Annotated in this window: 10 protein-coding genes and 2 pseudogenes (1 of these 12 cut by a window edge); 10 read left to right on the top strand and 2 right to left on the bottom strand. The window is 60.8% G+C overall.

Going from position 1 to position 8,803, the window contains the following annotated elements:
• The first annotated feature begins 348 nt into the window (after nucleotides 1-348).
• From ACFQE9_RS06170 to ACFQE9_RS06160, 3 genes are all read left to right on the top strand, one after another.
• Entirely contained in the window at nucleotides 349-1,245 is an 897-nt protein-coding gene (locus tag ACFQE9_RS06170) for an SOSS complex subunit B family protein (RefSeq protein ID WP_379741911.1), read from the top strand.
• Nucleotides 1,246-1,543: 298 nt separating this feature from the next.
• Nucleotides 1,544-1,912 (top strand): hypothetical protein, encoded by a 369-nt coding sequence (locus tag ACFQE9_RS06165; protein WP_379741908.1) that lies wholly within the window; start codon nucleotides 1,544-1,546, stop codon nucleotides 1,910-1,912.
• The gene (locus ACFQE9_RS06160) at nucleotides 1,909-2,478 is read left to right on the top strand and encodes a hypothetical protein (RefSeq protein WP_379741905.1); all 570 of its coding nucleotides are present in this window, start codon (nucleotides 1,909-1,911) and stop codon (nucleotides 2,476-2,478) included. The genes ACFQE9_RS06165 and ACFQE9_RS06160 overlap by 4 nt, the downstream gene beginning before the upstream one ends.
• An 85-nt stretch (nucleotides 2,479-2,563) precedes the next feature.
• Here the strand turns inward: ACFQE9_RS06160 and ACFQE9_RS06155 are convergent.
• Nucleotides 2,564-2,857: pseudogene (locus ACFQE9_RS06155) on the bottom strand (restriction endonuclease); the annotation flags it as partial.
• Nucleotides 2,858-2,922: 65 nt separating this feature from the next.
• On the opposite strand from ACFQE9_RS06155, the gene ACFQE9_RS06150 reads away from it, so the two are divergent.
• From ACFQE9_RS06150 to ACFQE9_RS06120, 7 genes are all read left to right on the top strand, one after another.
• Nucleotides 2,923-3,381 carry a hypothetical protein gene (locus tag ACFQE9_RS06150; RefSeq protein WP_379741902.1) on the top strand — a complete coding sequence of 153 codons (459 nt, stop codon included), beginning with the start codon at nucleotides 2,923-2,925 and terminating at the stop codon, nucleotides 3,379-3,381.
• Nucleotides 3,382-3,541: 160 nt separating this feature from the next.
• A complete protein-coding gene (locus ACFQE9_RS06145; RefSeq protein WP_379741917.1) occupies nucleotides 3,542-3,910 on the top strand; it encodes a DUF7317 family protein in 369 nt (122 codons plus the stop codon).
• Nucleotides 3,907-4,413 carry a PIN domain-containing protein gene (locus ACFQE9_RS06140; protein WP_379741900.1) on the top strand — a complete coding sequence of 169 codons (507 nt, stop codon included), beginning with the start codon at nucleotides 3,907-3,909 and terminating at the stop codon, nucleotides 4,411-4,413. The genes ACFQE9_RS06145 and ACFQE9_RS06140 overlap by 4 nt, the downstream gene beginning before the upstream one ends.
• An 85-nt stretch (nucleotides 4,414-4,498) precedes the next feature.
• On the top strand, nucleotides 4,499-4,930 hold the full coding sequence (locus ACFQE9_RS06135) for an SWIM zinc finger family protein (RefSeq protein WP_379741897.1): 432 nt from the start codon (nucleotides 4,499-4,501) through the stop codon (nucleotides 4,928-4,930).
• 131 nt (nucleotides 4,931-5,061) lie between these two features.
• Complete coding sequence (locus tag ACFQE9_RS06130) at nucleotides 5,062-5,988, top strand: transcription initiation factor IIB (protein ID WP_379741894.1); 927 nt, start codon at nucleotides 5,062-5,064, stop codon at nucleotides 5,986-5,988.
• Nucleotides 5,989-6,445: 457 nt separating this feature from the next.
• Nucleotides 6,446-6,850 carry an IS200/IS605-like element ISHmu6 family transposase gene (gene tnpA / locus ACFQE9_RS06125; protein ID WP_006652001.1) on the top strand — a complete coding sequence of 135 codons (405 nt, stop codon included), beginning with the start codon at nucleotides 6,446-6,448 and terminating at the stop codon, nucleotides 6,848-6,850.
• 1 nt (nucleotide 6,851) lies between these two features.
• On the top strand, nucleotides 6,852-8,093 hold the full coding sequence (locus ACFQE9_RS06120) for an RNA-guided endonuclease InsQ/TnpB family protein (RefSeq protein WP_379741890.1): 1,242 nt from the start codon (nucleotides 6,852-6,854) through the stop codon (nucleotides 8,091-8,093).
• 6 nt (nucleotides 8,094-8,099) lie between these two features.
• On the opposite strand, the pseudogene ACFQE9_RS06115 reads toward ACFQE9_RS06120, so the two are convergent.
• Nucleotides 8,100-8,803: pseudogene (locus tag ACFQE9_RS06115) on the bottom strand (ATP-binding protein); its annotated part runs 475 nt beyond the window's last position; the annotation flags it as partial.

Genomic DNA, 8,803 nt, shown 5'->3' with positions numbered 1-8,803 from the left:
CTTCGCTCGCGACCGACCATTCCGGGCGTGCGGGCGCTCTCCGCACAGCGAGCGCCCGTTCCGGGCTAAAGTGCATGTGCCCTCGACGCCAGCGGGTAACCGCAGGGGGCTGCGCTGCGCGGCTGCTCGCCCCCTACGCTTACTCCGCTGGACGCTCGCGCCGGGCGGGTCGACGCGCGCGGCTGGTTGTGGCCCGTCGTATCGGGCGCTCTCGCTCGCGCCCGCCAAAGGCGTGCGCGAAGGCGCGAGCGAGAGCGCAGATGACTCCTGTCGGTAACGGTCGTGAAAAACCCGCGGTAAGAGCGCGGGTGGTGGCGCGTCGTGAGCGCCTTTGGAGCTGTAACTCCAATGTCTAAGAAGAACGTCTTTGGTAATGAGGTTTCGGTTGATGAAGAGGCACTCGAGAACGAGAAAGAGCCGGAGGTCGACGAGGACGGGTTCGAAGTCGTCGACGAAACGCCGGAGCTGCGGGCGACGGTGCAGATGGAGGTGCAAGCGAAAGTGGACGCGAACCACCCGGACGGGATGGTCGACACGAGCCAGGAGCGGATTCACGGTGTGACCTTGAAACAGGAGGAGTGCATTCGGGCGCGGGAGGACGAGTTGGCGCGCATCAGTGCCCGGGCAGCATTCGGGACCCAGGAGGGTCGCGAGGAGCGAACACGGAGAGCGGCGGCGCGGGGAAGTGCGGCCCGACAGATGGACTTCAAACGTCGACGTGCGAGCGTGGACCCGTTAGCTGACCCGGATCGACCGGACCCTCGGGAGGAACTCTCCCAGGACGAGTTGGCGTTCGTGAACAGGCAAGCACGAAGATTGGCGAAGCAGCTCGGTGGGTGGACGCGAGCGGCGATCAGTCGGCGGGTGGCCGAAGAGTTGGTGCGTGGAACGAGTCGGATGGCTGCAGTCATCAGGGTGTTCGAAGAACTCCAGATGGGGTCGGGACGGATCGTGCCGATCGAGAAGCTCGAGGACGTCGATCGACGAGAGGTGGCAGTTGAGGGGCGCATCGAGACGTTGTGGGAGCCGTCGAATCGGAAGATCGCGCAGGTCGGACTCATCAGTGACGACAGTGGAACGACTCGAGTGACCGTGTGGAAGGCGTCCAAGCAACCGTGGATGCGCGAGGGCGAACGGGTGCGCATCTACGGGGCGGCCCGAAACTGGTACGAGGGGCGCGTCTCACTCGCGTTGACCGGGTGGAGTACCGTCCATTTCCCCGAGCGCGGTCGGTGGTGGGAGTAGCCAGGTCGTCGCGACCCCCTTTTTGCTAATGCCGGGCGCCGACTCAAACCCCACCTCCCCACCCACCGCTCCGTGCTCGCTACGCTGCGCGCGCAGCCACAACCTTGAGAGCGGTTGATCGGGTTTGCATACGCAACCCCACTTAACAGCTGTTTCACAGAGGAACAAGGAGGAAGCCCACGGCTTCAGCCGTGGGAGGAATCCGACCAGAGCTCCCACCATCCATTCGCCGTCGATGTGCAGGCTCTGCACATTCAGCGAAACAGTTTTCCGTCTATATGCAAAACTTGCACACAAGATGAGCGCAAGCGACGATCCGCGACGGGTCCATTTCCAGTCGCCGGAGTATCTCGTCGAGCGACTGGACGCGATCGCGGAGCTCTTCGACACGGATCGAACGGATCTGCTCGTCGAGGCGATTCGCGAGTACATCGAGGATACGGCCGACAGTGAAACGTTCCAGGAGCTGGTCGCGACGAAGTACTACGACGGTCAGCTCGAGTTCGAGACGGTCAAGCAGTTGGTCGGCGCCGAGACGGCCCAGCGGCTCCGCCTCCTCAAAGCCGACCTCGAGGACGAGCCACTCGATCTGGCTGCCCCTGACGACGTCGACGTCTACGATGGCGACGCGACCGCAGTCGAGCCTGCAGCCGACGACGAGCGATGAGCGGCCGACGACTGCGAACGGTCGTCGCCGATACCAGCGCGCTCGTCAGTCTCGCCGTGCCTCGTGCGGATGCAACCGTCGGTACCGATGTCCCAGACCCGTTTCAGTATCTGCTCACCTCGTGTGACGTATTCGTACCACCAGAAGTGGTCGCTGAACTCCGTGACATCACGCAGTATCAGGATATCCACGCCGCGGCTGCCAACAACGTCCTCGCGGCCCGTGCCCACTACACGGTCGAGGACCCCTACGAACGCGACGACACGCCAGATTCGCGGCCAACGTTCGGTCTCGATGATGGCGAAACGGATGGCATTGTCCTCGCAAACGCGCTCGACGTCGACGGGTTTCTCACTGACGAGTTCGGCGGAACGAACTTCCCGCTGATTCACGCCGTGCTGCAGGGCCCGCGGATCGTCCCGACGCCGCGGCTCATCGTCGACTACGCCCGGAACGGGCATCTGAGCCACGAGGAGGCTCGAACGCTGATCACGACGATCAGTCCGCATCGGAGCCGGGAGAATAGTCCCTACGTCACGCAATTGCTCCAGCGCCTCGAGACGTAAGCATGGCCGCTGAGCAGGTACAACACGTTAGGAGTACGGATCGACTTGCCACCCAGTAGCAGGACTGGCGAATCGGAGTACAGCATTAAGTGATGACGACGACCAGCCCAATGATCACCAGTAGCGCCGCGACCACGCTCTTCGCGGCCAGAAACGTGTTCTCCATCGCCTTCTCGTGAAGCGGCATGTCGGCGTATTCCTCGCGGAACGCCTCGAAATTCTGTTCGTCGTAGAAATACGTCGTCTTCAGCGCGAACCGTTCCGTCACCACACAGCCCGTACAGACCGGCTCGCCTTCCAGATGCTCCGTTTTGGTGTGGCTAGCGCAGGGGATCGCCGCGCAGTTCGGCCAGCAGGTGGACGCCTCGTCGACGTCGCTCCGCGAGAGTATTTTTTCTCCCCCAGAGGGGTGCGGGGGCACGCAGTGAGCTCTCGTGTTGACTTATGACTGTAGACAGTCCCATCGACGACGTCGAGTCGCAGTATCTCCCGAGCCAGTCAGAAGTGGCACCACCGTGGGCGCATCTGGACGTGGAGTTACCAACCGATCGAAGTCCGACGTCGATCGTCGCGTTGGTGGAGTGTGCGCTCGTCGAGATGACGCACGAACCGGTCGGTGCAGAGGTGATTTCGTGGCACGTGTGGGGTGTGAAACGGACGCAGTACATCGCCGTCGACGGCGTCGGTGATACGTTCACGAAACGGCACTTCGACGAGCGACTCGGGTGGAGTGCAACGACCATCAAGCGTGAGACCGTTCGCGATGAGCTGATCGCCCACATCACTCGGGCCTCACACCGAGATCGAGCTACCACTCACCATCACGACTCGTCTGTAGGTGGCCTCGACAGATTCCGTGTTGCACCAGTGCACGTTCTGTGGAAGTCTCCGACCACAGATTAACCAACACGATCGGTATTTTTCGAATTGTTGGTTAAGAATTCCTCTTCCTCACACAGATGCAAGGAGGAAGCCCACGGCTTTAGCCGTGGGAGGAATCCGACTGTGCGTCAGCCTCACCATGATTCATAAATAGTATGAAGGCCTAGGTGTGACTGGAACGATGGCACGCATAACCGGGTCCTATCCCGAGGATTTGGACCTCCTCATTGAAGGCGCCGTCGAGGCGGGAGTGTTCGGCGGGAAGAGCGATGCACTCCGTGAGTTCGTTCGCGAATACTTCGAGGACAACGAAACTGAGCGTATTGCGGCCGCAGTTGCGCTCTACGAACGCGAACGAGTCACGCTCGGTGACGCTGCCCGACTTGCTGATGTGGACCGCTGGACGATGCGCGAGATCCTTCGAGACCACGGGGTCGAGCTCCGATTCGGACTCGCTGATGAGGACGACGCAGCCTACGAGTCCAAGACCGCACGTGAGCTCGAATTCAGCGATGAGGTTTCGGACGATGAGGAGTCGCGTACGAAATGATCGGCGACGACGTTCCACCAAACCCGAGCGTGTTGAACACGACTGTCCTCTCAAATTTCGCGTACATCGATCAGGTGCAATTGCTCGCAGAGATCTCTCGTATCGGTACCGTTCCCGCGGTTCGAGAGGAACTTTTCGATGGCGTTGACGACCATCTCTATCTCCAGACAGCACTTGATTGCCTGGACACCGAGATCCCGGTCGCGACGATCTCCAACACCGTTGCAAATCGTGAAGCGATCGTCAGCAACCATCTGGATCCTGGTGAAGCACAGGCGTTCGCACTCGCGGATGCACGGGACGGTCGATTGTTGACGGACGACGGAGATGCCCGGTCCTTTGCAAAGGATCAAGGAGTCCCCGTCATTGGCTCGGTTGGTGTGTTGTTAGCGGCGATCGACGCTGGAAAGATCGATGAGGCAACCGCTGACGAGTGGCTTTCGACGTGGATCGACGAGATCGGCTACTACGTTCCGTATCGAACGATTTCGGCATATCGCTGAGCCATATTCGGAATCGACCGAGACTGACGCCGCCTAGTTTTTCGCGCCCTGATGGGTGCGGCGCTTGAATACGTCGCAGCCACCCATGACTCGAACACTGCTGGAGCAACTCGATCCCCCGAACCGCATTCTGAAACGCGCCCAGTACGAGGCGTTCGCGTTCTCGCTAATCGACGGCGACGTCCGGGTTCGCAACGAGAGCCACGCGAACCCGTCCGAGCACGAGTACCGCGTCACGATCGTCGACGGCGTTCCGACTCGCTGTGGCTGCCCCGCGGACGCCATGTATGATGGACCGTGCAAGCATCGAGTTGCGATCGCGATACGTCCGCGTATCCTTGAGGTCGCAACGCGGATGCAGCTCGTCGCCGACGGTGGCGTCGTACCCACTCGGGGCGATGGTACATCCGATCATGCGGACGAGGTGGACACGGACCAGTGTACCTGTACGGACGTCGACAACGACTTTCCCTGCTGGGAGTGTTTTCGAACCGGCCGCAAGGACCTCCCTAAGTAAGTCCCGACCTCCGGGAGCCAGACGACTCCTTGAGTCCCCTCATCGATCCTGCGACAGCCCACCGTCCCGCCCGGAATTTTTCGACCCCCTGAGAGGGTGCGAGGTGCGTACATCGTGCCTCGAGATCGACAATGGCAACGAGACAGATCTACGAGACCGGGCTCGACGCGGACGTATCGACAGACACTGCGGCGACGTGTCCGGAGTGTTCCGGGCGGGTGCGACCGAACACGATCGAAACGGTGTGTGAGGACTGCGGGCTCGTCGTCGACGACCAGCGGATCGATTACGGACCTGAGTGGCGCTCCTTCGAGAAGACGGAGCGCGATCGGACGGGCGCCCCGCTCACGATGGCGCGCCACGATCGCGGATTGTCCACCGAGATCGGGCGCCGAATCGATGGCTACGGGAACCCGATTTCGGCGCGAAAACGTGGCCACCTGCACCGGCTTCGACGGCAACATCGGCGGGGACGCTGGCGCACGAAGTCCGAACGCAACCTCGCGCACGGGTTGGGCGAGATTCGTCGGATCGTCGGCGGGCTCGATCTCACCACGCCGATCCAGGATCGGGCGTGCCGGCTCTTCCGTCGTGCACAACGTGAGAATCTCCTTCCGGGACGGTCGATCGAGGCGATGGCCGCGGGAAGCGTGTACGGCGCGGCCCGGTGTAACGGGTGGCCGATGATGCTCGTCGACGTCCAGCGATACGCTCGCTGTGGGGCCTCGGGAGTGCGGAACGCGTACTACGTGTTGAATGCCGAACTCGGGCTCCCAACCGAACCGATGCGGCCCCAGGAATTCGTCTCCCGGTTCGCGTCTGAACTCAACGTCCCGGATCGCGTTCGGTACCGAGCACGTCGGCTTGCGGAACTGGCCGGACGCGACGACGTCGTGAACGGGGCACAGCCGTCGGGGTTCGCGGCCGCGTGTCTCTACGAAGCAGCTCCGACCGGTCACCTGACACAGGTCGAACTCGCCGACGTCGCCGATACGACGCCCGTGACGATCCGGACACACTCGCGGACGCTCTCGGAGCGCTATCGGGGGGTCGCATAGGCCGCGTCGAGTGCGTTCGGCGTTCGTTTCGCGATGATGAGTGAAGTGGGTCGTGTTCCATGAATCACACGGATGGCGATGACTCGGCTGAGGATGGGGGGCGTTTGACCGCCCCACAAGACACCCAAGCCGATGCTACCCAGCAAGAGACGCTTGGGACGTATGCGTCTTGAAACCATAGGGCTACGACCGGCCTGAAATCCCGTGGTGGGATTCCCGCGTTGACGAGACACGTCGTGTCTCGTTCGCACGCCAGAACGCTTCGCGTCCTGGGGACGTCTTTAGCTGAATTGAGGCGCTAAGCCCCCTTCCTCAGCGAGCGCCGACCGAATGGGAGGCGCGAGCAGGGAGGGGATACAGCGCCGCACAGTTCTCATACACGATTCAGTGACAGGCTCATAGACCCACGCAATAGCAATGGTTTTGCAGTAGGATAGCATAGTATTGATCGAACCTAATGGAGTACGACCTCGACTCGGGAGCGCACTCGACGTATTCCCTGCACTACCACCTGATACTCACCACGAAGTATCGGCGCGGAGTGCTAACCGAGGAGCGAACCCAATTCATTCACGAGGTCATCAGCGGGTTCACGGACAACTACGGTGTCGAACTGACAAACCTCGACGGCGAGGACGACCACGTACACATCCTCTTCCGAGCGAAACCAACCACAGACCTCGTGAAGTTCATCAACACGGTCAAGGGCGCGACCGCCCGCCGTATCCGCAACGAGTACGCAGATGAACTGAAGACCGAACTGTGGGGCGACTCGTTCTGGAACGACTCGTACTGCCTCATCTCGACGGGGCAGGTGTCGCTGGATGTGCTGAAACAGTACGTCGAGAACCAACGCGAGTAGAATGTACTACGCCTACAAGTACCGTCTCAAGCCGTCCGACACCCACCGTGAGGAGTTGGACCACCACCGAGACATTTGTAGGCAACTGTACAACCACACGCTCTACCGTCTCAATGAGTACCAAGACGAACACGGTGAACTACCGTCCATGACCACGCTACGGTCGGAGCTCCCCGACCTCAAGAAGTGGTGGGACGGCCTCTCGGACGTGTACTCGAAGGTTCTCCAAACCGTCGTGGAACGCCTGTTCGACAACCTCAAAGGACTCTCCGCACTCAAGGAGAACGGCTACGGCGTCGGTCAGCTCAAGTGGAAGCCGCCACGGGAGTTCCGCAGTTTCACGTACAGTCAGTCTGGCTTCAAGCTCGACAAGAAGGGCGGTCAGACTGTCCTGTCACTCTCGAAACTCGCGGATATACCGATACGGCTCCACCGCGCCATCCCCGACAACGCGAAGCTCAAGCAAGTCACGGTCAAGAAAGAGCCGACGGGCGAGTGGTTCGCCACCTTCGGCGTCCAAATGGACCGTGAGCCGCCAGAATTGCCTGAGAATCCCGAAAGGTGCGTCGGCATCGACGTGGGTATCCTGAAGTACACCCACGACACCGATGGCACGGCGGTCGGGTCGCTCGACCTCTCCGACGAACGCGAACGTTTGGAGCGCGACCAACGGAAGCTCTCGCGGAAGCAACACGGGTCGAACAACTACGAGAAGCAACGGCGGCGCGTTGCGGAGTGTCACGCCGACCTCCGACGGAAACGCCGCGACTTCTTCCACAAGCTCTCGAACTACTACGCTCGGGAGTACGACCTCGTAGCAGTCGAAGACCTGAACGTAAAGGGGATGATGGAATCGCCGTCGAACAGCCGCAACACGGCGTCTGCCGCGTGGCGGACGTTCCTCTCGTTGCTCGAATACAAGTGCGAGCGTGAAGGAACGCACTTCGTGGCGGTCGAACCAAAAGGGACGACCAAGGAGTGCGCGTCGTGTGGTGTCTCGACGGAGAAGCCGTTGTGGGTCCGTGAACACTCCTGTCCCGCCTGCGGGTTTGAGGCGGACAGGGACGCTAACGCGGCGTGGAACATTCTTTCTCGCGGCCTTGAAGATGTAGGAGTGGGATATTCCGAATCAACGCCTGTGGAGACTGCGCTCCCTGTGGATACGTCCGTATCTGCAAAGCGCGTCGTGGAAGCAGGAAGCCCTACCCTCAAGGAGCGAACGGCGTCAGCCGTGAGCGAGTAGGGTAGTTCACGCGCGGGAGGAGGTCAAGTCCTGTAGATCGAACAGTCGCAGGTCATCACGCTCGGACACGACCTCCTGAACGGATTGGGTCGCACCATTTCGTGTGAACAGCGCGTATTTTGTGTCGATATTGTCGGCGTCCGGTGCCCAGCGGATTTCCGCAGCGTGATCTTCGAGTGAGGAGAGTGCGCTGTAGTTCAGTGGCGCATTCGTGAACTTGCACTCACCCACGACCATCGTCCCATCTGTGGTGAAACCGACGACGTCAACCTCGTGTTCCTTGTACCACCAGCGGCCGAGATCAAGGAACGTCTCTTCTGGGTACAGTTCTGGAAGCGTATGCTGACAGAGCGTCTCGAATTCTGGACTCACGAAGTCCGGAAGCTCTGGTTCGATGACTGCCTCATAGGCGTTTTCACCAAGGCGTTCATATCGATCTTCCTTTCCGTAGACGAAGCGGAACCAGAATCTGAACAGGGGATCGAGTATTCGATACCGGCCGCGGCGTGACTTCGCTTTCTCTTCGGTAATCGGGACCTCTCGCTCGATGAGCCGCAATCGCTCTAACTTCTGCGTGTATGTCGAGATCTGTTTGCCGTCGATTCCCACCGCTTGGGCGATCTCGTTCGACGTCGTCTTCCCCGCAGCAATCGCGGTGAGGATCGCAAAGTATCGATTCGGATCTGCGAGCTCGGTTCGGAGCACGTACT

This window comes from Halopenitus salinus (assembly GCF_042662125.1).
In the GTDB taxonomy this organism is placed as follows: Archaea; Halobacteriota; Halobacteria; order Halobacteriales; family Haloferacaceae; genus Halopenitus; species Halopenitus salinus.
The sequence above is the reverse complement of the archived record's forward strand: the minus strand, read 5'-3'. Positions and strand labels throughout refer to the sequence as shown.